Below are 25,411 nucleotides of genomic sequence, written 5' to 3' on the forward strand. Positions count from 1 at the left end.
CTTGCCCCTGCGATTGAGCGAGAGTCCGAGCATGTGTGAGCTATTGGGCATGAGCGCCAATGTCCCGACCGATATCGTGTTCAGCTTCACCGGGCTGATGCAGCGCGGCGGACGTACCGGCCCGCACCGCGATGGCTGGGGCATTGCCTTCTATGAAGGCCGTGGGCTGCGGCTGTTCCAGGACCCGGCGGCGAGCTGCGAGTCGGAAGTCGCGAACCTGGTGCAGCGCTATCCGATCAAGAGCGAAGTGGTGATCGGGCACATCCGGCAGGCCAACGTCGGCAAGGTCTGCCTGTCCAACACACACCCGTTCGTCCGTGAGCTGTGGGGGCGCAACTGGTGTTTCGCCCATAACGGCCAGCTGGCTGGCTTTCAGCCAACCGCCAGTTTCTACCGGCCGGTCGGCGATACCGACAGCGAAGCGGCGTTCTGCGACTTGCTGAACCGCGTGCGCGCGGCGTTCCCCGAGCCGGTCGAGGTCGAGGAACTGCTGCCGGACCTGGTGGCTGCTTGCGCCGAATACCGCAGCAAGGGCGTGTTCAATTGCCTGCTCAGCGACGGCGACTGGCTGTTCTGCTATTGCTCGACCAAGCTGGCGCAAATCACCCGTCGCGCACCGTTTGGCCCGGCTCGCTTGAAAGATGTCGACGTGATCGTCGATTTTCAGGCCGAAACCACCCCTGACGATGTGGTCACCGTGATCGCCACCGAACCCCTGACCGAAAACGAAACCTGGACCCGCTACGAACCGGGTCAATGGAGCCTGTGGCGACGCGGCGAATGCGTCAGCCAGGGCATGACCGAATAAGGACTCCTTGCATGTTGCTCAGTTATCTACGGCTGGTGTTGTTTGCGGCCGGCCTGTTGATCGGTGTCCAGGTGCCGGGCTTCATCAACGATTACGCCAAGCGAGTCGAAGCGCATCTGATCGAGGCGCAGGCCAGTCTCAGCGGCTTCCAGAACACAGCCAATCAGTTCTTCAAAGGCGATATGCAGGCCCTGGTTGCGCATTATCGCGCCAGCGAAGACCCGATTTTTCGCAGCGACGCCGACAGTCTGAGCAACCTGTTGACTCGCCAGCTGGCGCTGGACAAGCAATTCCAGGCAATGCAGGGCCCGTGGTACATCCGCTTCCTGCAGGTGGTGCTGGCCGCCGATCCGGATATCCGCAAGGAAACCTGGAATGGCTACAGTTACCAGATCCTGCTGACGCCCGAAGCGATGATCTGGGGCATGAGCGGCGCATTGTTGCTGTCGTTTGGCCTCGAGTGCCTGTTCCGACTGATTGACTGGGTGGTGCTGGGCGGCAAGCGTCTGCGCCAGAGCCGGCCGATCGAAGAGCGGGATTTGCGCGGTTTGTAACACCGGCGAACGTCAAGGAGCCGGCAAGCCGGCCCCTTGCTTGATTACCAATCAATCGAATAGGTCAGGCTCAAGGTACGGCCTTCGGCGTTGGGGAATGGCGCTCTGGCGTTGGCCTGGGCGAACAGGTTGACGTACGTACGGTTGGTCAGGTTGAACACCCCGCCTTCCAGGCGACCGACCGGCAAGTACACGGAGCCGAGCAGGTCCACCAGCGTATAGCCTTCGATGTCGCGCCCGTTGTTGTCCTTGGCGGCAGCGTCGTAGCTGGACAGGTGCATGCCTTGCAGACGCAGGGTGTAGTCGTCTTCGGCGTAGCCGACGAACAGCGTGGTCTTGGCCGGTGAAATGCGTGTCGCCGGCAGATCGATCCATTTCCCGTTCTGCTCGGTCTCGCCCTTGGCCCAGGCATAAGTGCCACCCACCGACCAGTGATCGGTCGCGAGGTAGGTCAGGCTGTTTTCGATGCCGCGAACCCGCTCCTTCTGGTTGATCAGACGCAGGACGCGGTCAGTGGCATCGTAGAACTGGGTCACGTCCGAGGTGTTTTCGTAGACGGTGACGTCGGCCTGCCACTTGTCCCAGTCTCCGCGCCAGCCCAGCTCGTAGCTGTCGACCTTGATGGCCTGGGCGTTGAGGCTCTGGATATCGAATGTGCTGTTCACGTCACGCAGGAAGCGCTGGATGTCCGGCAGCGAAAACCCCTGGCTGAAATTGGCGAAGACGTCCTGATGCTCACTCAGGTGATAGACCGCGCCCAGGTTATAGAGCGTGGCGTCGTATTTGAGGGTGTCACCGGGCAGGATGGCGCGTTCGCCGGTCTGGACGATCTGTCCGTAAGCGATGCTGTCGGAGACTTCGCTTTCGATCCACTCGCGGCGCACACCGCCACGCAAGGTCCAGTCACCGATGTCCCAGGACATCTGCCCGAACAGCGCCTTGGTGGTGGTTTCGATATCCGGGCCCAGCTCGTAAGTAGTGCCCGTCTTGGTGTAGGTCAACCCATTGAGGGTGTACTGATCACCACGCTGGCGAGAGCGTTCGTGATCATAGTCGGCGCCCCAGACCAGGTTACCCGTGGCGTTGCCGATGGCCGGCAACGGCGTGTCGATGGCCGCGCGCAGGCCGTAGACATCCTGCACGCTGTTGTTGTCTGAGATCCCGGCCTTGCCCCGCGACAGGTCCGGGAAGAACAGCGCGTCGGCCCGGCGCCAGTAGCTTTCCAGTTGCAGGCCCTGGCCGTAGAAGTCCTGGTCGGTGTAGTTGAGGTTGACCGCCTGGTTATGGGTGTAGGGCTGGTCATCGAGTTTCAGACCCTGGACCGCCACGGCCTCTTGCCGGTTTTTCGGGTCTTTGGTGTAACCGGTGTCCTGCTGGTCCTTGTAGTCCTGCAGCGACAGACTGAGTTTTTTGTCGGCATCCAGTTCGTAACCGAAACGACCTTGCAGGTCATAGGTTCCGGTGTCCATGTTGCTGCCCTGGGAGGTGTCCTGAGGGATGCGATTGCCGTTGCCGTCGTACTGATCGTTGCGCTGGGTCAGGTCGGCGGACACGTACCAGTCCAGGGCATCCTTGCGCCCGGTCGCACTTTGAAAGGCTTCGTAGGCGAAACCTTTGCTGTTGAGGTTGTTGCCGGTGGTCAGGCCCAGTTTGCTGCTGTAGGCAAGGTCCTGACCCTGGTTGCGCTTGGTGATGATGTTGATGATGCCGCCCGAAGCACCGGCACCATAAATGCTGCTGGCGCCGGAAACCACTTCGATGCGTTCGATACTGGCCGGTGCGATGCTGTTGAGCTGGCGGAAGTTGTCTCGCGTGGCGTTCTGCGACACGCCGTCGATCAACACCAGCATGTTGCGTCCGCGCAGGGTCTGGCCGAAGTTGCTCATCCCGCCGCTGGACGGTGCCAGGCCGGGAACCAGTTGCCCCAGAATGTCGGAGACCCGACGCCCGGCGCCACTCTGTTGGCTGATCTGTTGTTCGTCGATCACCTGGACCGAGCCTGGAATCGAGGCAATGGTCGCTTCGCTGCGAGTCGCGGAAACGACCGTGGCTTGCATGTTCAATGTGCCGGGTTGCTGGTCGGTGTCCTCGGCCCAGGCCTGGGCATTGACGGAACCGAGCAGCGGAATCAACAAGGAAAGTTTGGTACGGGTCATTAGGTGATCTTTTTTTAGTCGTGACAAGTGTGGGTAGATACGATTGCGGGGGCTGGCGTGGAGGTGAACGAGCGCACCCAGCGGATCCCGATGGCGGCCAGGGCATAGGTCAGTGCCACCAGCCAGAAACTGTGGGCCAGTCCGACCAGCCCCATGCCGATCCCGCCGAGGACGGCACCGAGCAAAGCGCCAGCCTTGGCCGCGCTGTTGCCCAGGCCGAGGGCAAAACCCTGCTGGCCTGCAGACACGGTGTTGGCGATCAGTGCATAGGCGACAGGGAGCAGTGCGCCTTGCCAGATCCCCCAGACCAACCGGCTGGCAAGAAAACCCAGCCATTCGTTGGCCAGCGCCGTGGCCGCTAGCGTCAGGGCGCAGAGCCAGGCAACGCCTTCGATGACGCGCAAGGTGTAAGCCGGCTGCCAGCGGTCGAACAGACGCCCCCACAGCGGTGCGCAAATGGCCAGGGTCGCGGCGCTCGCCGCGTAGGTAGCGCCGATCAGCCAGCCTGGCGCATGCAGAATGTCGGCGACGTACAACGCGTAGAAGGGCTGCGGCATCATCTTCGCGGCTTGAATCAACACGATCACCAACAGGATTCCACCAAGCCAGCCTTTGGGCAGGGCCACCGGCGCAACCGGTTTCTTCGTAGTGGCTCGCGCCTTGTCTGCCGGCAGGAAAAGACTCCCCAGTGCACACAGCAGGCAAATCGCCGTCGCGCCATGGCAGAGCAAAGCAAACCCTGAGATGTCCATCAGCCAGCCGCCCAGTACCGGGCCGATCAACGAGCCGACAGCGGTCGCCGATTGCAGGCGGGCCAGAGTGTGACCGCGCCGGGAGCTGTCGCAGCAGGCCAGGGCATAGGCTTGCGCGGCGGCGAGAAAGCCAGCCAGCGCGCCTTGCATCACGCGAATGCCCACCAGCAACCACGGGTCGAGGGTGATGGCCGCCAGCCCTTGGCACAGCGCAAGTGCCAGCAGCGCCCGAACGATCATCGGCTTGTGCCCGGTGCGATCACCCAATCGCCCCCATGCAGGCGTCAGGAGCATGGCCGCCAGCATCGGGCCGGCATAGACCAGCGCCGATAGCAGCGCGGTGTAGCCGGCGCCTTCTGGCCCAAGCAGATGCTGAATCTGCATGGGCCAGAACGGGCCGCTCATTTCCATGGCACCCATGGAGACAAACTGGATGACGATCAGCAGTCGCAACGCGCGACCATCAGCGAGCATCGGCGTTGGTTCGCAGCGGATTACTCAGGCGTCCGACGATGTCGGCGTGGCTGTCGTGCAAGCGCATGCGCATGAACGATTTGGCCGGCCAATCCTGTTCCAGCAGGGCCTGACGCTCGCTTGCCCAGCGTGCCGGTTCGACCTGCTCGCGCACGCTCTCGAAGCACTGTTCAACGTGCGTAGCCAAGCGCTCCCAAAGGATATTTTCCGACACATTCCAGTGGCGGGCGCAGAGCAATGTCAACTCACCGAGGTGGCACATGAATGTGGTGTGCAGGAGCTTGTCACGGACAAAACCGGCGTCGTCGTACAGGGTCATTTTCGGATCGTACAGCGGGATATCCAGACCCTTGGCGTGCAGGGTGCCGCGATCGATGCGAATGTCGCCGAAGTCACGCAGTAACAGCCGATTCAACTGCCCGTCAGCGCCCATCACCATAAAGCTGTTTTGCTGATGCGCTTCGAACGCCACGCCATACATCAGGTAGATGCCCAGCAGGCTCGGGACGGCAATCGACAGGTAGTCGTCGAAGAACGCCAGCATGGCTTCGCTGTCGTCACGGCCCTGAGCCAGTTGCACCCAGTCACGCAGCAACGGTTGTTCCAGTTCGTTGACGGCGAACAGGCTGCCGACCGGCACGGCCAGTTCGTTTTCTTGCAGCAGGGTCAGTGGGTTGTCGCGGTACAGCACGGCGGCATGCCGGGACCTTTCGTCATTGGCCGGTTGTGGTGCGTAGTGCACGCCGATGCGCTCCGGCACGATGTTCAGCAGGCGCTGAATCTGTGGTTCACGATCGAGAATCCGCAGTATCAGTTGGCTGATGCGCGGTCCCATCCGGGCCGAGCGCGGCGACACGGTGCGCTGCACGCTGGTCAGTCGCAAGGCCACCGGCAGTTTGACCATCGGCGCAACGCGGCTGGCCTCTGGTACGACTGTGCGGAAGGACATGGTCGGGTGGCCAGTGAAGGCAACGATGTCGGTGACGATCAGCAGGTTGTCGGCGATCTCGTTGGCGAACGAGTTGGGCAGTTCTTCGTTGGCTTGCCATGGGTGCGACGGCAGCGGGAGGTAGTCCGCTGCCTCCAGACCCCGTTGCCGCAAATGGCGCAGCAATTGTTCGGCGGCCTGCGGGAAGTGGCCCTGCCACCAGTCCCAGTACTCGGCGGTGCCGGCCAGTGACTCGACGTGTGCGTACTGACGGTGCAGGGCGCACAGCACAATTGGAAAACTCGCTTCGAATTCCGGCGAGAAAGCGATGACCTGTGCAGCGCTCAGGCCCAGTTTGGTCTTGTAGTTCGGATGCCAAGGGTGGCCGAGCGTGCCCCACTGTTCGAGCAGAGACGTCGGGTTCTGGTGGGCGGGGCTGGCTTTGAGCCAGGCGAACAGATTGTCGTTGTGCTCGGTGTCGATCTGCTCTCTCAGGCGCTCGGTCCATCCATGGTGGAACGCCAGGCACAGGGTGTCGTTGCTGTAGCTATCGTCCAGCTCGCGGGCCAGACGTTCCAGTACCTGCGGGGAGGCAGGCGGATTGAGCTGAGTGCCGAGGTGCGCGAGCAGTTCGCTGGGCAACTGGATTTTGTGGGGCAGGTTGTCAGGGGTGTGCAGGACGATGCTGCCACGCAGGTCCCAGCTGTTCATTCTTCCGCCCGACAGGTGATCGAAGCAAAGCTGCGCGCCGTCGCCAAGCGGCAGCCGGCAACGATTGTTGTCGTCGTATTCGCAGGCATCGGGGTTGATCAGGCCTTCGCGAAACAGCGCCTGGATCAGGCGTTGGAAGCAGCGCTGGGCAGCGGGCTCCAGGGCGTTGCTCAAATGGTCGAGGGTGATGCGGTGGGACTGGAAGGCTGGAGTGCCGAGGGCTTCGCTCCAGATTGAGAGCAATTGCTGCTGTTTATGCGTGTAAGCGCGCATCAGGTCCGATTCCTTCTGGACAGTGGTTTAGCTGAATGCGCGCAGAGAATACATTCTAAAAATATTAATGCAAATGATAGTGATTGCTACTTGTAGCGTTAAGGTCTCCTTTTCAGAGGTTGGCCATGGGTTTGCTCAAGACCATGTAGCGCTCTCCCACCTTCCGCGCATATTCCTCCAGCACCTGCTGACACAACGCCACAATCTCCTCGACCCACTCAACGCCCACGCGCCATGACACCACTACCTGCAAGTCGGGTGGTCGCTGATCGATGTCCAGCAAGGTCAATTCGCCACGCGCCAGTTCTTCGGCCACCAGCACCGGCGGCAGGGCGCCGATGCCAAAGCCGTCGCGCAGCAGCCGGGTAATCGCCGACACCGAGTTCACGCAGTTCAACCGCGGCGCCAGCACGCCATTGGCCTGCATCAGGGCGAGCACTTCCTGATGCGGGTGGGAGTTTTTCGAGTAGGTAATGATCCGCTCGTTCGCCAGATCGGCGACGCCTGAATACTCGCGGTTGTACAGGGAGTTGCTGGCGACAATCCAGCCCATGGGGTGGCTGGCCAATTCCAGGCTGCGCACACTTTCCTGGCGCAACAGGTCGGTCTGCAGGATTACATCGAGAAAGCCTTTTTGCAGCTGATCGCAGAGGTTGAGCGAGGTATCGGCCACCAGCTCGATTTCCACCAACGGGTAGTGATCGGTCATCTGCGCCACCAACGGGCTGAGCCAGGTATGGATCACCGTGTCCATCACACCGATGCGCACCCGCCCGGCCTTGCTCGAACGGGTCTCGATGGACTGCTTGAGCGCCTGCATGGTGTCCAGCATCTGCTCGGCGTAATCGAGCACTTTCAGGCCTTCGGGTGTAAGGCTCACACCGCGCGAATCACGTAGAAACAGCTTTACCCCAAGCTCACCTTCAAGCACCGCAATTCGGCTGGAAATCGAGGCCTGAGTGGTGAAGAGCTTGTCGGCGGTCAGGCGGAAACTCTTGAGTCTGGCGACCCAGACAAAGGTCTCGAGAAACTTCAGGTTCATGGGATAAAGATTTCTTATGGCTAAGGCGGGTTTTTATTAGTTGGACGCGGCAGGGGCGCGCGTCCAAAAATCGACGCATCCGGTTCCCACGATAGGCGTCGTCGGGGCTCAGAACAATACCAATAAAATCAGCGCGGAGATTTACCATGAGTGCGCCCGACACCACCGCCACCCCGAAAGCCTCGGCCCACCCGGGGCCTTTCGACTGGTATCGAAACATCAACCAGCAGGAACGCCGCACCTTCTGGAGCTGCAAGATCGGCTATGGCCTCGATGGCATGGACACCCAGATGCTCAGCTTCGTGGTACCGACCCTGATAGCCATGTGGGGCATCACCACCGGCCAGGCCGGGCTCATTCACACCAGCACGCTGATCGCTTCGGCCATCGGTGGCTGGGTGGCGGGGATTCTCTCCGATCGCATCGGTCGCGTGCGCACCCTGCAACTGACCGTGCTGTGGTTCGCCTTCTTCACCTTCGTCTGCGGTTTTGCCCAGAGCTACGAGCAACTGCTGATCGCCCGCACCCTGATGGGCTTCGGTTTCGGCGGCGAATGGACCGCCGGTGCGGTGCTGATCGGTGAAGTCATTCGTGCCAAGGACCGCGGCAAGGCCGTGGGCATGGTGCAATCCGGCTGGGCGCTGGGTTGGGGGCTGACGGCGATTCTGTATGCGCTGCTGTTTTCAATCCTGCCACCGGAAGATGCCTGGCGCGCGCTGTTCATCCTCGGCATCGTGCCGGCGATTTTCGTGATCTTTGTCCGTCGCCTGGTCAAGGACCCGGAAATCTACCGTGAAGCCAAAGCGAAACAGGAGCCGAGCAACCCGTCGAAGTTCTACGAGATCTTCGCCCCCGGCATGCTTTTCACCACGATTCGCGCTTCGTTGCTGACCACCGGCGCGCTGGGCGGCTACTACGCAATCACGTCCTGGCTGCCGACTTTTCTGAAGAATGAACGTGGTTTGAGCGTACTCAATACCAGCGGTTATCTGGCGATGGTGATCATCGGTTCCTACGTGGGTTATGTCATCAGCGCCTATTTGACCGACATCCTCGGACGTAAAAAGAACTTCATCCTGTTCGCCGTCGGCTCGTTCACCATTGTCTTGCTGTACACGCAAATGTCGGTCAGCAACGGCGTGATGTTGTGGCTGGGTTTTCCGCTGGGCTTCTTCGCCTCGGGGATTTTCAGTGGCATGGGCGCATTTCTGACCGAGCTGTTTCCTACGCGCATTCGCGGTTCGGGCCAGGGTTTTTGCTACAACATCGGTCGGGCGCTGGCGGCATTGTTCCCGCTGCTGATCGGCCTGCTCAGCCAGAGCGTGCCGCTGAGCGTGGGCATTGGAGCCTTTGCGGCGGTGTCCTACGGTGTGGTGATCCTCGCGGCCCTGAGCCTGCCGGAAACCCGTGGCAAGCAACTCGACGCCCAGTAACTGATAACCTGCGCGATTGTCTTGAAGATGTATCCCGCAGCTGAAAAGAATAAAGCCTACAGGAGAGTTCAGCGTGAACCGCCTGCTATTGAACTGCGACATCGGCGAGAGTTTCGGCAGTTGGACCATGGGTCTGGACGCAGAAATCATGCCCTTCATCGATTGCGCCAACATCGCCTGCGGTTTCCACGCCGGTGACCCGAGCATCATGCGCAAGACCGTCAGTCTGGCCCTCGGCCACGGTGTGCAAGTCGGCGCGCATCCGGCCTATCAGGACCTGGTGGGGTTCGGCCGGCGTTCCATGGCCTATGTCACCCAGGAACTTCAAGACATCCTGCATTACCAGATCGGCGCCCTCGACGGCATCTGCCGCGCCCAGGGTGGCCGGGTCAGTTACGTCAAGCCCCATGGCGCAATGTACAACGACATGATGGCCAACCCGGCCCAGTTGCGGGCCGTGCTGCAGGCGGTGGCGTCCTACGACCGCAGCTTGCCGTTGATGCTGATGGCAACCCGCGACAACAGCGCGGCCCAACAAATGGGCGATGAATACGGTGTGACGCTGTGGTTCGAGGCCTTCGCCGATCGGGCCTACGACAGTGCCGGCAGGCTGGTCTCGCGACAACTGCCGGGAGCGGTGCATCACGATCCGGAAAAAATCATCGAGCAGGCACTGACCATTGCCCGTGGCGATCCGCTCACCGCCAGCGACGGCAGTGCCCTGCTTTTGCAGGCCAACACCCTTTGCGTGCACGGCGACAACGCCAGTTCGGTCGCCGCCGTGCAGCGCATCCGTGAAGCCTTGAACCGGCAGGTCGCGTCATGAAGCTGCGGGTGGAAGTGGTGGCGCTGGATTGCCTGATGGTGCGCCTGTTCGATGACATTGCCGAAACCAACATGCCGTGGATGCTGGCGGCCAGTGAAAGTCTGCGCACGGCATTCGCCGGGCACCTGATCGATCTGGTGCCGTCCTATACGACCCTGATGGTGCACTACGATCTGACCGCACTGAGTCCTGCCCAGGCCCGGGAGTTGATTGCCGAAGCCTTGATCGACCTGTCGCCCAACGCACATGCCCGCGGCCAATGTCACGTATTGCCGGTGTGGTACGACTTGAGTGTCGGACCGGAATTGAGCCTGTTGTCGCAGCGCAGCGGATTGGCGGTGGAGGAGGTGATCCGTCGGCACAGCGAGCGTGAATATCAGGTGTTCGCCCTGGGCTTTGCACCGGGTTTTGCCTTCATGGGGTTGGTGGAAGAGGTGCTCGCCGCGCCGCGCCTGAGCACGCCACGCAAGAAAGTCGCCGCCGGCAGTGTCGGTATTGCCGAGCGGCAGACGGCGGCTTACCCGGTGGTGTCGCCAGGGGGCTGGAACCTGATCGGCCGCACGCCGGCCAGATTGTTCGATCGCAACCGCGACGGCTACAGCCTGATGCAGCCAGGCGATATGGTGCGCTTCGAAGCCGTCGGCCATGCCGAGTTCATTAACCTGGGCGGTGACGATACGCCTCTGGAGGCGCAGGCATGAGCCGTCTGATGATTGAAGCGAGTACGGCGTTGTGCCTGTTGCAGGATGCCGGGCGATTCGGCGTGCGGCATCTGGGCGTGACCCAGGGCGGCGCGGCCGACTGGCGTTCGATGTCCTGGGCCAATTGGCTGTTGGGCAACGGACTGGATGCGCCGGTCATCGAAATCACCCTCGGCGGGTTCACCGTGGTGGCCGAAGAAGATTGCCTGTTGTCGCTGGCCGGGGCGGATCTGGGCGCGCAGGTGGACGGCGAGGCGCTGACGCCATGGCGCAGTTTCAGGTTGCACAAAGGTCAGCGTTTGCGATTCACCCAGCCGTTGCTCGGAGCCCGGGCTTATCTGGCGGCGCCGGGTGGGTTCGATGCACCGAAAGTACTGGGCAGTAGCGCGACGGTAGTCCGTGAGGAACTCGGCGGTCTCGACGGAATGGGCCATGCGCTGGGTAAAGGCGCGAGTCTGAGCTATTCGGGTAACTCGGTGATGTCGCTACGCGAATTGACCGCAGGCCAGCGGCCTGATCTGAACCTTGATACGCCGTTGGATCTGGTCCTCGGTGCACAGATCGGCGAGTTCAGCGGGCAGAGCCTGTTCGATGCGTTCAACAGCGCGTGGAACCTCGACAGCCGTGCCGACCGGATGGGCATTCGCCTGCTGGGTACCGCTTTGCAGTATCAGGGCAAACCGATGATTTCCGAGGGGATACCGCTGGGTGCGGTGCAGGTGCCGCCCGACGGGCAACCGATAGTGTTGCTCAACGATCGGCAGACCATTGGCGGTTATCCACGCCTCGGGGCGTTGACGCCACTGGCGCTGGCGCGGTTGGCGCAGTGCTTGCCGGGGGCGCAGGTGCGGTTGCGGCCGGTGGTGCAGGATGTGGCGCATCGCGAGCAGGTCGAGTATTTGCAGCGATTTTTGAACCGCTAAAAGCTTCGCGAGCAGGCTCGCTCCCACAAGGGTCTTATGTGTGACAAAGATCCAATGTGGGAGCGAGCCTGCTCGCGAAGAGGCCCTTGCGGGCGATGAATTTCTATTTGGACAAAAACCTCATCCCTTCCTCAAGCCCCCGCAACGTCAGCGGATACATCTGGTCTTCGATCAAATCCCGCACGATGTTGGTCGAAGAGGTGTAGCCCCAGGTGTCCTTCGGATACGGGTTGATCCAGATGAGCTTCTTGTACTTCTCCTTGAACCGCTGCATCCACACGTAACCGGCTTCTTCGTTCCAGTGCTCGACGCTACCGCCTGGCTGGGTGATTTCGTAGGGCGCCATGGCGGCGTCGCCGATGAAGATCACTTTGTAGTCGGCGCCGTACTTGTGCAGCAGGTCCATGGTCGAGGTGCGTTCGGAGGTGCGGCGCAAGTTGTTCTTCCACACCGATTCATAAATGAAGTTGTGGAAGTAGTAGTACTCCAAGTGCTTGAACTCGGTCTTGCAGGCCGAGAACAACTCCTCGCAGATCTTCACATGGGCGTCCATCGAGCCGCCGATGTCGAACAGCAGCAACAGTTTGACGGTGTTGCGCCGTTCCGGACGCATCTGGATGTTCAGCAGCCCGGCATCCTTGGCGGTGTGGTCGATGGTGCCATCGATATCCAGCTCTTCCGCCGCGCCCTGACGGGCGAACTTGCGCAGGCGGCGCAGGGCGACCTTGATATTGCGGGTGCCCAGTTCTACCGAATCGTCGAGGTTCTTGTATTCGCGCTGGTCCCAGACCTTGACCGCCTTGCCCTGGCGCTTGCCGGCATCGCCGACCCGGATGCCTTCCGGGTTGAAACCACCTGAACCGAACGGGCTGGTGCCGCCGGTGCCGATCCACTTGTTACCACCGGCGTGGCGTTCCTTCTGTTCTTCGAGGCGTTTCTTGAACTCTTCGATCAGCTTGTCCAGGCCGCCGAGGGACTGGATGGCCGCGCGTTCCTCATCGGTCAGCGAGCGTTCGAATTCCTTGCGCAGCCAGTCTTCGGGAATCAGCGCCTGCAGGTGGTCGTCGAGTTTTTCCAGGCCATTGAAGTAAGCACCGAACGCCCGGTCGAACTTGTCGAAATGCTTTTCATCCTTCACCAGGATCGCCCGCGACAGGTAATAGAACTCGTCCATGTCGGCGAACGTCACGCGCTGTTTCAGCGCGTTGATCAGGTCCAGCAGTTCACGTACCGAGACCGGTACCTTGGCTGCGCGCATTTCATTGAACAGGTTGAGCAGCATGGCATCAGCCTCTTAGCGGGTGCCGCGACGGCTCATGAAGGCCAGACGCTCCAACAGTTGCACGTCCTGTTCGTTTTTCACCAGCGCACCGGCCAGCGGCGGGATGGCCTTGGTCGGATCGCGCTCGCGCAGCACCGCTTCGCCGATGTTGTCGGCCATCAGCAACTTCAGCCAGTCCACCAGTTCGGATGTCGAAGGCTTCTTCTTCAGGCCCGGCACCTTGCGCACGTCGAAGAACACGTCCAGCGCTTCGCTGACCAGGTCCTTCTTGATGTCCGGGTAGTGCACATCGACGATCTTTTGCATCGTGGTGCGGTCAGGGAAGGCGATGTAGTGGAAGAAGCAGCGGCGCAGGAAGGCGTCCGGCAGCTCTTTCTCGTTGTTGGAGGTAATGATGATGATCGGACGTTTTTTCGCCTTGATGGTCTCGTCGATCTCGTAGACATAGAACTCCATCTTGTCGAGTTCTTGCAGCAGGTCGTTGGGGAATTCGATGTCGGCCTTGTCGATTTCGTCGATCAGCAGGATCACCCGCTCTTCGGATTCGAAGGCTTCCCAGAGCTTGCCCTTTTTCAGGTAATTGCGAACGTCGTGGACTTTTTCATTGCCCAGTTGCGAGTCGCGCAGACGGCTGACGGCATCGTACTCGTACAGGCCTTGATGAGCCTTGGTGGTGGACTTGATGTGCCAGGTGATCAGCTTGGCGCCAAAGGATTCGGCCAGTTGCTCGGCGAGCATGGTCTTGCCGGTGCCCGGTTCGCCCTTGACCAGCAACGGCCGCTCCAGGGTGATGGCGGCGTTGACCGCCAGCTTCAGGTCATCGGTGGCGACATAGGCCTGGGTGCCTTGGAACTTCATCTGCTGATCCTCGAACGATAACGCCGACCTGAACGAGGCAGGGCGGGGGCAATAAAATGGTCAGCCCCGACTATAACGCGGTGCCCGGTCGACTGTGAACGCAGACGGACTATTCAGTCTCTGAATGGGGCGTCACATCTTGACTCAGTCTCGGCGCGTCGCCAGTATTGAGGTATCGCCATGTTGGCGATAGCTTGCCGGGCATGTCTACCAAATACCGATTTCGAGATACGTACCGCATTCAGTTGCGCGAGAAGGATCATCCACCGCCCCATGTTCATCTGACCGGTGGCGGGCTGGATGTAATGCTGAGCCTGGAAACTGTCGAAGCGATGCAGGGCAAGGCACCGCCGCTGATTCTCAGGGAAGCTCTGGACTGGGTCAGAACCCACCAGGCTCAATTGTTGGAGGAATGGAAACGATGCTACCCATGAAGCGACCACGGCTATCGGCAGTGCAAGCGTTGCCGGGTTACCGTTTGGCGCTGACGTTTATCGATGGCCAGCAACTGCTGCTCGATTTGAGCCGCGATCTGCATGTCTATCCAGGCTTGCAGCCTTTGCAGGGCGTCGCTTTTGATCATGCCGCGCTGGGGGACGATGGTTGGTGTGTCGAATGGCCTGAACTGGATATCCAGATCGGTGCAGACACGCTCTATCTGGATGCCCTGGCGCAAAATGCAGCCGACGAAAACACCCGAATCTTTATCGATTGGCGTGCTCGCACCGGGTTATCGCTCAATCAGGCGGCTGAAGCGTTGGGGGTCAGTACCCGTAGCATCACCCGATACAGCAGTGGTCGCGAAGTGGTGCCCAGATCATTGGCCCTGGCCTGTCTGGGTTGGGATTTCCTGCAACGGCAATCGAATTCGCCCCGCGCGGCGCAAGACACTGGCCGGTACATCGTCACACGCAAAAATTAGCCTGCATCCGGCTTGGGCCGTTCATACTGCGCATTGAACGCCTGGATGAAACCGTTGCGTAAAATCTGTAAAAAAGCCTGGAACGCGCTGATATCTTTCTGGTGAACGTTGCCGTTGAGTTCGACCTTCGTTGCAAACTGGTTTTTACCCTGGTTTTTCAAGACGGTCTCGGTTCCACCGACGAGCGCTTCCCATATCGAGCGGAACAGCCCCTTGTCCTTGTTTTCCACGTCCTGTTGCCAGTTGAATACGTCGACATCGCGCAGCAACGGCTTGATATAGCCGGTCAGTCGCGCCTTGTCGGCTTTCGCTTCGATCACCACGTCGCCATGTCCGGCATTGAAATCGAACTTACCGTAGGCCGCGGCGAAGTCGTTCATGCGCTTGAGCTCGATATCCCTGGCGCGCAAGCGAAACTCGAAGTCCTCGAAGTTGCTGAAGGGATCGAAAGTGGCCTGGGTTTCCAGAGGTGCGCGCCCCGGCAGCAGGGCCTTGCCTTCGAAGCGCGCATCACGCTTGCCTTTGGTGTCGACGACGTTGGTCAGGTTGAAAATGCGCGCATCCACGTTTGTGGCATTCAGGTTCACCGGCGGCCTGGAATTGAAGTTGCGGAAGCTGATCTTGCCGTCGCTGATCCGTACTTCGTTCAGGGTAATGGGCAGCAACTTGCCCAATTGGGCGCGCCAGTCGGTACCCTGGCCGGTCTGGGAGTTTTGCTTGTTGGCTCCGCCGTCGACGAAATTGACTTCGGGGTTGATGAACTGCACCTGGGCCACCACCGCGTGGTCGTACCACAGTGAGTGCCAACTGACCGAGAGGTCGATCAACGGCGCGTTGACGAAAGGTACCGGAACCTTGCCTTCGACCTTGACGATTTTCAGTCCGTTGATTTTGTAGGCGCCGCGCCACAGGGCCAGGTCCACGTCGGTGATTTGGCCCTGATAGTCACCCATGTCCGCCAGCCTCTCATTAAGGTAGTCGCGCACCAGATAAGGCAAAGCGATGTGTAGCGCAACCAGCAGCGCAACGAGGCCGATGAGGGTCCCCAGGGGCCAGCTGTATCGACGTTTCATGGGGGCAAATCTCTGGCGATCTAAAGCCATTGACTGCACTGATAAGCGGACGTTCGACCCGACTGGACGCCTGCGGGCAAGAGGCATACCTTGATGCCCTATTTCAATGCTGTCGCTAAGGATCAACCATGAGCCGCATTTTCGCTGACAACGCCCACTCCATCGGCAATACGCCGCTGGTGCAGATCAATCGCATTGCGCCGCGTGGTGTGACCATCCTGGCCAAGATCGAAGGGCGCAACCCCGGTTACTCGGTCAAGTGCCGGATCGGTGCGAATATGATCTGGGACGCCGAGAGCAGCGGCAAACTCAAGCCGGGCATGACCATCGTCGAGCCCACCTCCGGCAATACCGGCATTGGCCTGGCTTTCGTCGCCGCCGCCCGTGGTTACAAACTGATGTTGACCATGCCGGCGTCCATGAGTATCGAACGCCGCAAGGTGCTCAAGGCACTGGGTGCCGAACTGGTGTTGACCGAGCCGGCCAAAGGCATGAAAGGCGCTATCGAGAAAGCCGGTGAAATAGTTGCCAGCGACCCGTCGAAGTACTTCATGCCGGCGCAATTCGACAACCCGGCCAACCCGGCCATCCACGAAAAAACCACCGGCCCGGAAATCTGGAACGATACTGACGGCGCAGTCGATGTGCTGGTGGCAGGCGTCGGAACAGGGGGAACCATCACTGGGGTTTCGCGGTACATCAAGAATACCCAGGGCAAACCGATTCTCTCGGTGGCGGTGGAGCCGGCGGTATCGCCGGTGATCACCCAGGCCCTGGCCGGTGAAGAGATCAAGCCGAGTCCGCACAAGATCCAGGGCATCGGTGCCGGCTTTGTGCCGAAGAACCTCGATTTGTCGATTGTCGATCGGGTGGAACTGGTCAGCGACGAAGAATCCAAGGCCATGGCTTTGCGCTTGATGCAGGAAGAAGGAATTTTGTGCGGAATTTCCTGCGGCGCCGCCATGGCAGTGGCTGTTCGTCTGGCGGAGACCCCGGAAATGCAGGGCAAGACCATCGTCGTGATCCTGCCTGATTCCGGTGAGCGCTATCTGTCGAGCATGCTGTTCAGTGATCTGTTTACCGAGCGGGAGAACCAGCAGTAAACACTAAACTTTGGCGGATCGTGTCTGGCGGTGATGACTGAGGTGTTGCCGCTGGTTGCGACCTGTTGATCTGTTCCGGTTGATGATGGATTTGCATCAGCCGGCGTTCAGGTGCCTTATGTTAAGAAATGTTTTGTTGCACAATCATTAACATTGAATGTTGAAAAGTGCGGGTTATTCAGCCGGTCGCCAGTGTTTATCATGCCAGCAGCCACGCCGGGCAATGGATGTGGCGCAGTATCGTTTATCTTCAAAGGAGTTGTTGATGACCTTATCGTTTGCCGCGAAGGCCTCGTTGTTGTTGCTGTTTCTTGGCAGCACCCTCTATGTGCATCTGCGTGGCAAGGCGCGTCTGCCGGTATTGCGCCAGTTCGTCAATCATTCGGCATTGTTCGCACCCTATAACGCCTTGATGTACCTGTTTTCCGGTGTGCCTTCGAAACCGTATCTGGACCGCGGCAAGTTCCCTGAACTGGATGTGCTCAAGGACAACTGGGAAGTGATTCGCGACGAAGCCATGCATTTGTTCGACGAGGGGTATATCCGCGCAGCGGCAAAGAACAACGACGCCGGTTTTGGTTCGTTCTTCAAGAAAGGCTGGAAGCGTTTCTATCTCAAGTGGTACGACAAACCGCTGCCTTCTGCCGAAGCCCTGTGCCCGCGAACCGTGGAGCTGGTCAGCCGCATTCCCAATGTCAAAGGCGCCATGTTTGCGCTGCTGCCGGGTGGCAGCCACCTCAACCCGCATCGCGATCCGTTTGCCGGCTCCCTGCGTTATCACCTGGGCCTGTCCACCCCCAATTCCGACGATTGCCGCATCTTTGTCGACGGCCAGGTTTACGCCTGGCGCGATGGTGAAGACGTGATGTTCGACGAAACCTACGTGCACTGGGTCAAGAACGAAACGCAAATGACCCGGGTCATCCTGTTCTGCGATATCGAACGTCCGCTGAGCAATCGCTTCATGACCCGTATCAATCGCAGTATCAGCGCCTGGCTGGGCCGTGCCACGGCACCTCAGAATCTGGACGACGAGCGTGTGGGCGGGATCAACCGGGTCTATGCCTGGAGCAAGAATTCCAGCGATAAATTCAGTGGTGTGATCAAGCAATGGAAGCGGCGCAATCCCAGGGCCTACCGTGTACTGCGCCCGGTACTGGCGGTGGCGGTGCTGACGTTGTTGGGGTACTGGTTGTTTGGCTGAGGCCGGATACAGCATATAAAAACCGCTCATTGTGAGCGGTTTTTTTCATGGCTCTTCACGCCATCCCTGAATGCTCTTACTGCCGCACAATGCGGATTCTGTGACGACTGTCGTTGCCAAGTCGTTGCAATCGGTGTCGTACGCTGGTTATAGTCGGCGCTCAGTGAGTGTCCAACTCACTTTTCATCCCTCGAGCAAAGATCAGCCCATGCCTGCATTCCTCATCAACGCGGTAGTCGATTCAGCGGTCAACGCTGGCGTCGTGCCGTGCGGGAATCAGCAGCCCGGGCAGATCAGTCATTACCCCCCACCTGTCAGTAGCACGCCGGTGTGCGCAGTCGTATCACCGCCAGGCGTTGGCATTTCGGGCTGATCAGCCGCTTTCTGCTGTTCCCCTGCCTGCCTGAAAAAAACTACTGAATTTCAGCTTTGGCTGAGTTGGCTTTTTGCCTGACTACAGGTGGTATTCATGTTTGTCCTTTCGAAAAAGTCCGCGCTCGCGGCGGCGTCCACGAGCCTGTTCGTTCTGCTGTGGAGCAGCGGGGCGATTTTCTCCAAATGGGGGCTGGCCCATGCGTCGCCCTTTGCCTTCCTGATGTTTCGTTTCGTCATCGCACTCTGCGGTCTGGTGTTGCTGGTGCCGTTGCTCAAGCTGAAGCTGCCCAAGGGCGGCAAGCCGATGCTGTATGCGATGGCCACCGGCGTGGTGTTGTTGGGGGCTTATCAGATTTTCTATCTGCTGGCCCTGGACTTGAAAGTCACTCCAGGAGTGATGGCGACCATCATGGGCGTGCAACCCATTCTCACCGTGGTGATCATGGAGCGTCAGCGGTCAGCCAGCCGGATGTTCGGCCTGTCGCTCGGCCTGGCCGGGCTGATCATGGTGGTCTACCAGGGCATCGGCCTGGCCGGCATGTCGCTGGCCGGGATGCTTTTCGGCTTGCTGGCACTGGCGAGCATGACGTTCGGTTCGATCATGCAAAAGCGCATCACCGATAATCCCCTCGGTACGTTGCCGGTGCAGTACCTTGCCGGATTACTGCTGTGCGGGATCTTCGTGCCCTTTCAACCGTTCAACTTCGAACACTCCAGCGGTTTCATCGTGCCGGTTTTGTGGATGGGCCTGGTGGTCTCGGTGTTGGCGACGTTGTTGCTCTACCGCTTGATCGCCCGGGGCAATCTGGTGAACGTCACCAGCCTGTTTTATCTGGTGCCGGCGGTTACGGCTGTGATGGACTATCTGATTTTCGGTAACCGACTGGCGTTGTTGAGCCTGTTCGGCATGCTGTTGATCATCGTCGGTCTGGTGTTTGTGTTCCGTAAGTCGGCGTAAACCCGAGAAGGCCTGGAGCAATGCTCCGGGCCTTTTTCATTTGGCCAGTGTGTGTTCGGCCCGTACCGAATTCATGAAAGCCTGCATGGCTGACGACTGAATGCGATGACGCCGGGTGATCAGCCCGAAGGGCGGCAGTCGAGCCTCGAACTTGATCGGCAGCACCGCGAGCAAATCCCGACCCGGGTAATCCTCGACTACCGACAGCGGCGTGACGCCGAGCATGTCGGTCTGCTGAATCAACGACAACAAGGTCATGATCGACGTGGTTTCGACGATGCTGCTCGGGATATCGACCCGCGCGTTGTGGAATACCTGATTGATGATCGCACGCATCGGGCTGGGCTGTTGTTGCAGTACCCAGGTCATGTTCTGCAACTCTGCCCAACTCAACTGCGTGGCTTTGGCCAGCGGATTCTGTGCGCCGGAAATCACGCACAGCGCTTCTTCGCCGAGGCTGTCGAACAGCAACTCTTCGGCCCGCGCACCGGCCGGAATCCGGCCCAGCACGATATCCAGCTGATCCTGTAAAAGCGCCTGCACCAGCACGTCGCTGGTATCGACCTGAATACTCATGGACAAGCGCGGATGGCTTTGTTTCAAGGTGGCGATGGTGCGCGTCAGCAGCCCCGAAGCCAGTGCCGGAATGGCGCCGACCGCAACCCTTCCGAGGTTGCCGGATTCGAGCGCGACCAGTTCTTCGCGCATGCCACTGAGTTCGGCGAACACCATGCGTGCGTAGTAGATGACCGTTTCCCCGAACGGCGTGGAGCGCATGCCCCGGGGCAGACGTTCGAACAGTTCGACGCCCAACAGGTCTTCGGCTTCATGGAGCATTTTGGTCGCGGCAGGCTGGGTCATGCCGATTTGGTCGGCGGCGCGGCGCAGCGAGCCGAGCTCCTGCAATGCCAGCATCAACCGCAGTTGGCGCAGGCGCAGTCGACTGTGGATCACATTGGCATCAGGTATTCGGGTCATTGGCCGTGCTCGCAAGAAGGACTGCGGCAAGCCTGACAACAATTGTCAGGCGTTGCCAGCATTGCTGTGTCACAGCACCGATTTTGCCTTGGCGACCTGGGGTTTGCGCAGGCCGATCAGGGATTGCAGCGCTTTGGAAATCAACGGCCAGAACAGCATCAGCAGCGCCGCCGTGGTCAGGCTGCCCACCAGCGGGTTGGACCAGAAGATCCCCAGGTGCCCGTCGGAGAACAGCATGGACTGGCGGAAGGCATCTTCGGCCTTGTCCCCCAGCACCGCCGCCAACACCAGCGGCGCAATCGGGTAGCCGAGTTTCTTGAACAGATAACCCAGCGCACCGAAGCCCAGCATCAGCACCACGTCAAAGAACGAGTTGTGCACTGAGTAGGCACCGATGGCGCAGACCATGATGATGATCGGCGCAATGATCGAGAACGGGATGCGCAGGATCGAGGCAAACAGCGGCACAGTGGCCAGTACCACGATCAGGCTGACCACATTACCCAGGTACATGCTGGCGATCAGGCCCCAGACAAAATCGTGTTGCTCGACGAACAGCGTCGGGCCCGGATGCAGGCCCCAGATCATCAAGCCGCCAAGCATCACCGCGGCGGTCGCCGAGCCGGGGATACCCAGGGTCAGCATCGGCAGCAGGGCGCTGGTGCCGGCCGCATGGTCGGCCGTCTCTGGTGCGATCACGCCTTCGATTTCGCCCTTGCCGAAGTTGTCGCGATTTTTCGAGAAGCGTCGCGCCAGGCTGTAGCTCATGAACGATGCGGCGGTCGGGCCGCCAGGCGTGATACCCATCCAGCAACCGACCAGAGTGCTGCGCACAATCGTCCAGCAGTAGCGCGGCAATCTGGCCCAGGTACGCAGAATCACCATTGGCGTGATCCGCGCATGCTCACCGCGAAACACCAGGCCTTCCTCGACGGTGCAGAGAATTTCACCGATGCCGAACAGGCCGATCACCGCCACTTCGAAGCTGATGCCGGTCATCAGGATCGGCTGGTCGAACGTCAGGCGCAGGTTGCCGGACACGGTGTCCATGCCGACGGCGGCCATGGCGAAACCGATCATCATCGCCACCACGGTTTTCAACGGCGGATTCTTGCTCATGCCAATGAAGGTGCAGAACGCCAACAGGTACACCGCGAAGAACTCCGGCGAACTGAAGGACATGGCGAACTCGGCAATCCGCGTCGACAGAAACGTCAGCAGCAACACACCGCACAAGGCGCCGATCAGTGCCGAACTGAAGGCGGCGGTCAGGGCTTCGGCGGCGCGGCCTTCGCGGGCCATCGGGTAACCGTCGAAGGTGGTTGCCACCGATGAGGGTTCACCGGGGATGTTGAACAGAATCGAAGTGATCGAGCCGCCGAACAGCGCGCCCCAATACATGCACGACAACAGGATGATCGCCGACACCGGCGACATGGTGAACGTCAGCGGCAACAGCAATGCCACGCCATTGGGGGCACCGAGACCGGGCAAGACGCCGACCAGGATACCCAGCAGCACGCCGATCACCATCAGGCCGATATGGCCCGGCGTGAGGATCAGGTTCATGCCTTGCAGCAGAGAGTCGAACTCACTCATTTGAAATTTCTCCCGGCCAGGGCAATCCAGTCGCCCAGCGGGCCGGCATCCAGCGGCACTTTGAACCACAGCGCGAAAATCAGGTAACTGGCCAGCACCGCGCCAAGGGACACGCCGCCGATCATCCATTTGTCGTAAGGCCTGGTGCGGACCTTGTCGCGCCACATGAACCAGGCGATGAAGCACGCCGAGGCGATATAGATACCCGTCAAAGGCATGGCCCCGACGAACAGCGCAATCGGTACAAACACCGACATCACTTGCTTGAATGCACTGCGGTTGACGAAGGCCACGCTCAGGGCCTGCCAACGCACCAGAGCCAACAGGCCGTTGGCGACGCTCGCGACACTCAGCAGCAGGCCGATGTAGAAGGGGAAGTAACCCGGTTCGGGGCCGGCATCCCCCCAGCCGATGCCTTGCTCGATGCTGCCGTACATCACCACAGCACCAATCAAGGTGGTGAACACCGCCAGGCCGAGTTCGACCCAACGGGTGCCGACCAACGCCGGTGAATTCGAAGAATGGGACATGAAACACCTCCAGCAGAAGGTGGCCGCCCGAAGGCGGGCGGCCACGGCGACGTCAGTTTTTCAGCCAGCCGGCTTCTTTGAATACCGGCGTAACGCGGGCGGTGTCCTGTTCGATGTAGGCGGTCAGCGGCTCACCCTCAAGGAAGGTCGGCACCAAGGCGTTCTGCTTGACGTAGGCCTTGAACTCATCGGTCTGCGTGACTTTGCGCATCAGGTCGACATAGAACGCCCGCTGTTCGGCGGTGACGTCGCCAGGCATGAACACGGTGCGCGGGAAGCGGTATTGATCGATGCCCAGGCCTTGTTCGTGGCAGGTCGGGACGTCGGCCCAGGATTTGTCGCCAGCGACTTTATCGGTGTAGCCCATGCGCTCTTTACTGAACACACACAGTGGCTCGACCTGATCGCCACGCCATTGGCTGACGCTTTCGCTGGGGTTGTTGACGTTGGCGGCGATGTGTTTGCCGGCCAGTTGGGTCGCCGCCTCGCTGCCGCTTTTGAACGGGATGTACACCAGTTTGCTGTTGGTGGTCTGGTTCAGCAGCAGGGTCAGGGTCTGGTCAACGTCCTTGGACTGGCTGCCACCCATGCGCAGGTTCGACGGATCGGCCTTGACCGCTTCGTAGAAGCCTTTGGCGTCCTTCCACGGAGCGTCCTTGTAGCTCCAGAGAATGAAGTCATCCTCGGCCACGGCGGCAATCGGTGTCAGTTCCTGCCATTGGTAGCCGAGCTTGGACACCAGGGGCAACAGGTAGATGTTGTTGGTGCCGATCACCAGTTTCTCGGCATCGCCCTTGTTCATCTTCATGTCGAGAAAGGCTTCGGCGCCGTTACCGCCGCCCTTGTTGAGGACGATGGTGTTGACGTCGAGCAGCTTGTGGGTGGTGATGATCGACTGGATCAGGCGACCAAGTTGATCAGTGCCGCCACCAGGACCACCGGCCACGACGATTTCGACGTTCTTGTCCGGTTGCCAGGCGTGGGCGAGAGCGGGGAGGGCGCTGGCGGCGATCAGGGTGCAGCCGAGAAACAGACGGGATGTACGGCGGACGAATGCATTTCGCATGATGGAAGAGCCTCGTTTTGTGTTTTTGTAATTGTTATGAGCGACTTGTCTGCGCGGCAAAGCCGCAAGCCTGGGCCGAGTGTGTGAAGCTGCGGGCGCAACGTCTAGTCAAAACAATACATACACCGATAGCCTGGGGTTATAGCTCGGCAAACGAAGAGGTACTTCTTATTGCTATTCCACCTGACTCTGAAGGGTTCACCATCTGTCGGCAATTCACAGTCTTGCGCCTTGAACTGTCAATTCTGACAGTAGCCATCCTCTCGGTTTTGAAGTGTTCTTGAGGTCACCAAATCATTCGTTTGGTGCGTCATTTACAGCCGTATTAACGAGAGTGATATCGCCATGTCCCATTCAAAACTCCAGCAGCCGGATCTAACTGAACTGGATCTACCTGCACCCAGCGTGCTTGAGGCTAAACAGTTCACGCCAGAACGTTACGTTCTCGACCCGAGTGACAGCATCGAAGGGGCCAGAGTACGCGTCAGCTATGAAAACATGCTCCCTGACGACTCGATTACTGCTTACTGGTATCAGGAAGGCACCTCCAAGGCAGATGCCCCGAAGCTTAAACGTGCCAACAATCAAGAGTTCATGGATTTTTCTGTGGCACCCTCGCTGATCAGTGCCAGTTTCAATGAAACAGTGACTGTAAGGTATGCAGTCGAACGGGAGGGGCAAACCTGGCTCTCGCCACCGCGGTTGGTGGAAATCTTAGATATTTCCGGGTTGCCTACTCCTGCGGTAGTACAGGCCACCGACGAGATGCTGGACCTGAGTAAATTCTCCGACGATGCGAATTGCATCGTTTCCCCCTGGCACTATATGGAACTCGGTCAACATTGCTGGCTGTGGGTGGTAGGCGTGTTGGAGGATGGCAGCACCTATAGCTTCCCGGTGCTGGAAGCTGAGCCAGTGACCAAAGGGTGGATCGCCAATGGCGTTACCGCTCTTCTGCCACGTCATGAACTGCTGAAACTGGCCGACCGCAGCCCGATCAAGGTGCATTTCGCAGTGAATTTCAATGGTCAGGTCGATAAGGACAGCGCCAAGGAATACCCGTTTCTTGAGTTGACGCTCAGACGGCCTTTGACAGAAGTCCGAGAGTTATTTGAAGAGCAGGAACCCCGTACCTTTGGTGTAGGTGGCGTTGTTGAGACGCCAACGATGATCATCACCTTCGAGGCGGGTGCAGGCTCGGCAGGTATTAGGTCCCATGGGAACACTGATTATTATTCACAGCAGCATTTCACGATGTGCTTTAACGCGGATCATCAAATTCCGCCCCAGGAACATCGTTTTGATTTCAAGCATTCACTTGAATACATAAAGTTCGGTTGGGCCTGGAAGCAGCGTCCTGCCACTGTAGCCTTCTACGATCCCAATGATGCTGTGCTTGCAGAGTTCGATTTTCAAGATGATCTGAAAACCGGTTTTTGGGTCGAACTCACCGCTCCAGCCGGAAAAACCATTTCCTCAATGCGCATCGTGGTCAGGGATTACTCCTTCGTGGATAACTTCACGATGAGATATCGGGACTGAGTGATTTACAGCCTTCCCCCCCTTCAAGTCCTACCCTGCAAACGAGCCCGCTCGCGATGGTCGCCAACGATGACGCTGGTTGCCTGATACCCCGAGGTGCCTGGTCCACCATCGCGAGCGTGCTCGCTCCTACAGAAAGCAAATTGATCCTTTGTAGGAGCGAGCAAGCTCGCGATGGTCGCCAACGATGACGCTGGCTGCCTGATACCCCGAGGTGTCTGGTCCACCATCGCGAGCGTGCTGTTCTGGTCAAGTTTTTCCGGACACCGATTACGGTGATCAAGCCGCCTGCTGCTCCATGGCTATTGGCGACAGGTAGTTGTTGTAGCTGTGGAGCCTG

23 protein-coding genes are annotated in these 25,411 nt (G+C 59.6%); 12 read left to right on the plus strand and 11 right to left on the minus strand.

Going from position 1 to position 25,411, the window contains the following annotated elements:
* Positions 1 to 31 precede the first annotated feature (31 nt).
* The gene (locus tag CAG47_RS09980) at positions 32 to 808 is read left to right on the plus strand and encodes a class II glutamine amidotransferase (protein ID WP_085724707.1); all 777 of its coding nucleotides are present in this window, start codon (positions 32 to 34) and stop codon (positions 806 to 808) included.
* Positions 809 to 819: 11 nt separating this feature from the next.
* A complete protein-coding gene (locus tag CAG47_RS09985; RefSeq protein WP_085724708.1) occupies positions 820 to 1,362 on the plus strand; it encodes a DUF2937 family protein in 543 nt (180 codons plus the stop codon).
* Positions 1,363 to 1,406: 44 nt separating this feature from the next.
* Here the strand turns inward: CAG47_RS09985 and CAG47_RS09990 are convergent, their stop codons facing one another.
* From CAG47_RS09990 to CAG47_RS10005, 4 genes are all read right to left on the minus strand, one after another.
* Positions 1,407 to 3,518: a TonB-dependent receptor gene (locus CAG47_RS09990; RefSeq protein WP_085724709.1), complete on the minus strand. Its 2,112-nt coding sequence runs from the start codon at positions 3,516 to 3,518 to the stop codon at positions 1,407 to 1,409.
* Between the two features lie 14 nt (positions 3,519 to 3,532).
* Entirely contained in the window at positions 3,533 to 4,744 is a 1,212-nt protein-coding gene (locus tag CAG47_RS09995) for an MFS transporter (RefSeq protein WP_085724710.1), read from the minus strand.
* Positions 4,734 to 6,656 (minus strand): IucA/IucC family siderophore biosynthesis protein, encoded by a 1,923-nt coding sequence (locus CAG47_RS10000; protein WP_085724711.1) that lies wholly within the window; start codon positions 6,654 to 6,656, stop codon positions 4,734 to 4,736. The genes CAG47_RS09995 and CAG47_RS10000 overlap by 11 nt, the downstream gene beginning before the upstream one ends.
* A gap of 112 nt (positions 6,657 to 6,768) precedes the next feature.
* Positions 6,769 to 7,698, minus strand: a complete 930-nt coding sequence (locus CAG47_RS10005) for a LysR family transcriptional regulator (RefSeq protein WP_085724712.1) — start codon at positions 7,696 to 7,698, stop codon at positions 6,769 to 6,771.
* Between the two features lie 146 nt (positions 7,699 to 7,844).
* Here CAG47_RS10005 and CAG47_RS10010 point away from each other — a divergent pair, with 146 nt between their 5' ends.
* From CAG47_RS10010 to CAG47_RS10025, 4 genes are all read left to right on the plus strand, one after another.
* Positions 7,845 to 9,131 (plus strand): MFS transporter, encoded by a 1,287-nt coding sequence (locus tag CAG47_RS10010; protein ID WP_085724713.1) that lies wholly within the window; start codon positions 7,845 to 7,847, stop codon positions 9,129 to 9,131.
* A 73-nt stretch (positions 9,132 to 9,204) separates the two neighbouring features.
* Complete coding sequence (locus tag CAG47_RS10015; protein ID WP_085724714.1) at positions 9,205 to 9,957, plus strand: 5-oxoprolinase subunit PxpA; 753 nt, start codon at positions 9,205 to 9,207, stop codon at positions 9,955 to 9,957.
* Complete coding sequence (locus CAG47_RS10020) at positions 9,954 to 10,658, plus strand: allophanate hydrolase subunit 1 (protein WP_085724715.1); 705 nt, start codon at positions 9,954 to 9,956, stop codon at positions 10,656 to 10,658. The genes CAG47_RS10015 and CAG47_RS10020 overlap by 4 nt, the downstream gene beginning before the upstream one ends.
* Positions 10,655 to 11,581, plus strand: a complete 927-nt coding sequence (locus CAG47_RS10025; protein ID WP_085724716.1) for a biotin-dependent carboxyltransferase family protein — start codon at positions 10,655 to 10,657, stop codon at positions 11,579 to 11,581. The genes CAG47_RS10020 and CAG47_RS10025 overlap by 4 nt, the downstream gene beginning before the upstream one ends.
* 103 nt (positions 11,582 to 11,684) lie before the next feature.
* On the opposite strand, the gene CAG47_RS10030 is transcribed toward CAG47_RS10025, so the two are convergent.
* Together CAG47_RS10030 and CAG47_RS10035 are read right to left on the minus strand one after the other, a co-directional pair.
* Positions 11,685 to 12,863, minus strand: a complete 1,179-nt coding sequence (locus CAG47_RS10030; RefSeq protein WP_085724717.1) for a VWA domain-containing protein — start codon at positions 12,861 to 12,863, stop codon at positions 11,685 to 11,687.
* Between the two features lie 12 nt (positions 12,864 to 12,875).
* A complete protein-coding gene (locus tag CAG47_RS10035) occupies positions 12,876 to 13,721 on the minus strand; it encodes a MoxR family ATPase (RefSeq protein WP_085724718.1) in 846 nt (281 codons plus the stop codon).
* A 203-nt stretch (positions 13,722 to 13,924) separates the two neighbouring features.
* Here CAG47_RS10035 and CAG47_RS10040 point away from each other — a divergent pair, with 203 nt between their 5' ends.
* Entirely contained in the window at positions 13,925 to 14,155 is a 231-nt protein-coding gene (locus CAG47_RS10040) for a DUF4160 domain-containing protein (RefSeq protein ID WP_085724719.1), read from the plus strand.
* Positions 14,143 to 14,643 carry a DUF2442 domain-containing protein gene (locus CAG47_RS10045; RefSeq protein WP_085724720.1) on the plus strand — a complete coding sequence of 167 codons (501 nt, stop codon included), beginning with the start codon at positions 14,143 to 14,145 and terminating at the stop codon, positions 14,641 to 14,643. The genes CAG47_RS10040 and CAG47_RS10045 overlap by 13 nt, the downstream gene beginning before the upstream one ends.
* On the opposite strand, the gene CAG47_RS10050 is transcribed toward CAG47_RS10045, so the two are convergent.
* A complete protein-coding gene (locus tag CAG47_RS10050) occupies positions 14,640 to 15,716 on the minus strand; it encodes a DUF748 domain-containing protein (protein ID WP_085724721.1) in 1,077 nt (358 codons plus the stop codon). The genes CAG47_RS10045 and CAG47_RS10050 overlap by 4 nt on opposite strands.
* Positions 15,717 to 15,844: 128 nt before the next feature.
* Between CAG47_RS10050 and cysK the strand changes: the two genes are divergently transcribed.
* From cysK to CAG47_RS10065, 3 genes are all read left to right on the plus strand, one after another.
* Entirely contained in the window at positions 15,845 to 16,819 is a 975-nt protein-coding gene (cysK, locus tag CAG47_RS10055) for a cysteine synthase A (protein ID WP_085724722.1), read from the plus strand.
* Positions 16,820 to 17,084: 265 nt separating this feature from the next.
* Complete coding sequence (locus CAG47_RS10060) at positions 17,085 to 18,023, plus strand: aspartyl/asparaginyl beta-hydroxylase domain-containing protein (protein ID WP_085724723.1); 939 nt, start codon at positions 17,085 to 17,087, stop codon at positions 18,021 to 18,023.
* 469 nt (positions 18,024 to 18,492) lie between these two features.
* Positions 18,493 to 19,356 (plus strand): DMT family transporter, encoded by an 864-nt coding sequence (locus tag CAG47_RS10065; protein ID WP_085724724.1) that lies wholly within the window; start codon positions 18,493 to 18,495, stop codon positions 19,354 to 19,356.
* 36 nt (positions 19,357 to 19,392) lie between these two features.
* Here the strand turns inward: CAG47_RS10065 and CAG47_RS10070 are convergent, their stop codons facing one another.
* The 4 genes from CAG47_RS10070 to CAG47_RS10085 form a co-directional block, all read right to left on the minus strand.
* Positions 19,393 to 20,334, minus strand: coding sequence for a LysR family transcriptional regulator (locus CAG47_RS10070; protein ID WP_085724725.1), 942 nt, complete (start codon positions 20,332 to 20,334; stop codon positions 19,393 to 19,395).
* A gap of 69 nt (positions 20,335 to 20,403) precedes the next feature.
* Positions 20,404 to 21,933, minus strand: coding sequence for a tripartite tricarboxylate transporter permease (locus CAG47_RS10075; RefSeq protein ID WP_085724726.1), 1,530 nt, complete (start codon positions 21,931 to 21,933; stop codon positions 20,404 to 20,406).
* Positions 21,930 to 22,463 carry a tripartite tricarboxylate transporter TctB family protein gene (locus tag CAG47_RS10080; protein WP_085724727.1) on the minus strand — a complete coding sequence of 178 codons (534 nt, stop codon included), beginning with the start codon at positions 22,461 to 22,463 and terminating at the stop codon, positions 21,930 to 21,932. Before CAG47_RS10080 ends, CAG47_RS10075 begins: the two co-directional genes overlap by 4 nt.
* 52 nt (positions 22,464 to 22,515) lie before the next feature.
* Complete coding sequence (locus tag CAG47_RS10085; protein WP_085724728.1) at positions 22,516 to 23,529, minus strand: tripartite tricarboxylate transporter substrate binding protein; 1,014 nt, start codon at positions 23,527 to 23,529, stop codon at positions 22,516 to 22,518.
* A gap of 345 nt (positions 23,530 to 23,874) precedes the next feature.
* Between CAG47_RS10085 and CAG47_RS10090 the strand changes: the two genes are divergently transcribed.
* Positions 23,875 to 25,071: a hypothetical protein gene (locus tag CAG47_RS10090; protein WP_085724729.1), complete on the plus strand. Its 1,197-nt coding sequence runs from the start codon at positions 23,875 to 23,877 to the stop codon at positions 25,069 to 25,071.
* The last annotated feature ends 340 nt before the right edge of the window (positions 25,072 to 25,411 follow it).

Source organism: Pseudomonas sp. R37(2017) (assembly GCF_002113375.1).
GTDB lineage: Bacteria > Pseudomonadota > Gammaproteobacteria > Pseudomonadales > Pseudomonadaceae > Aquipseudomonas.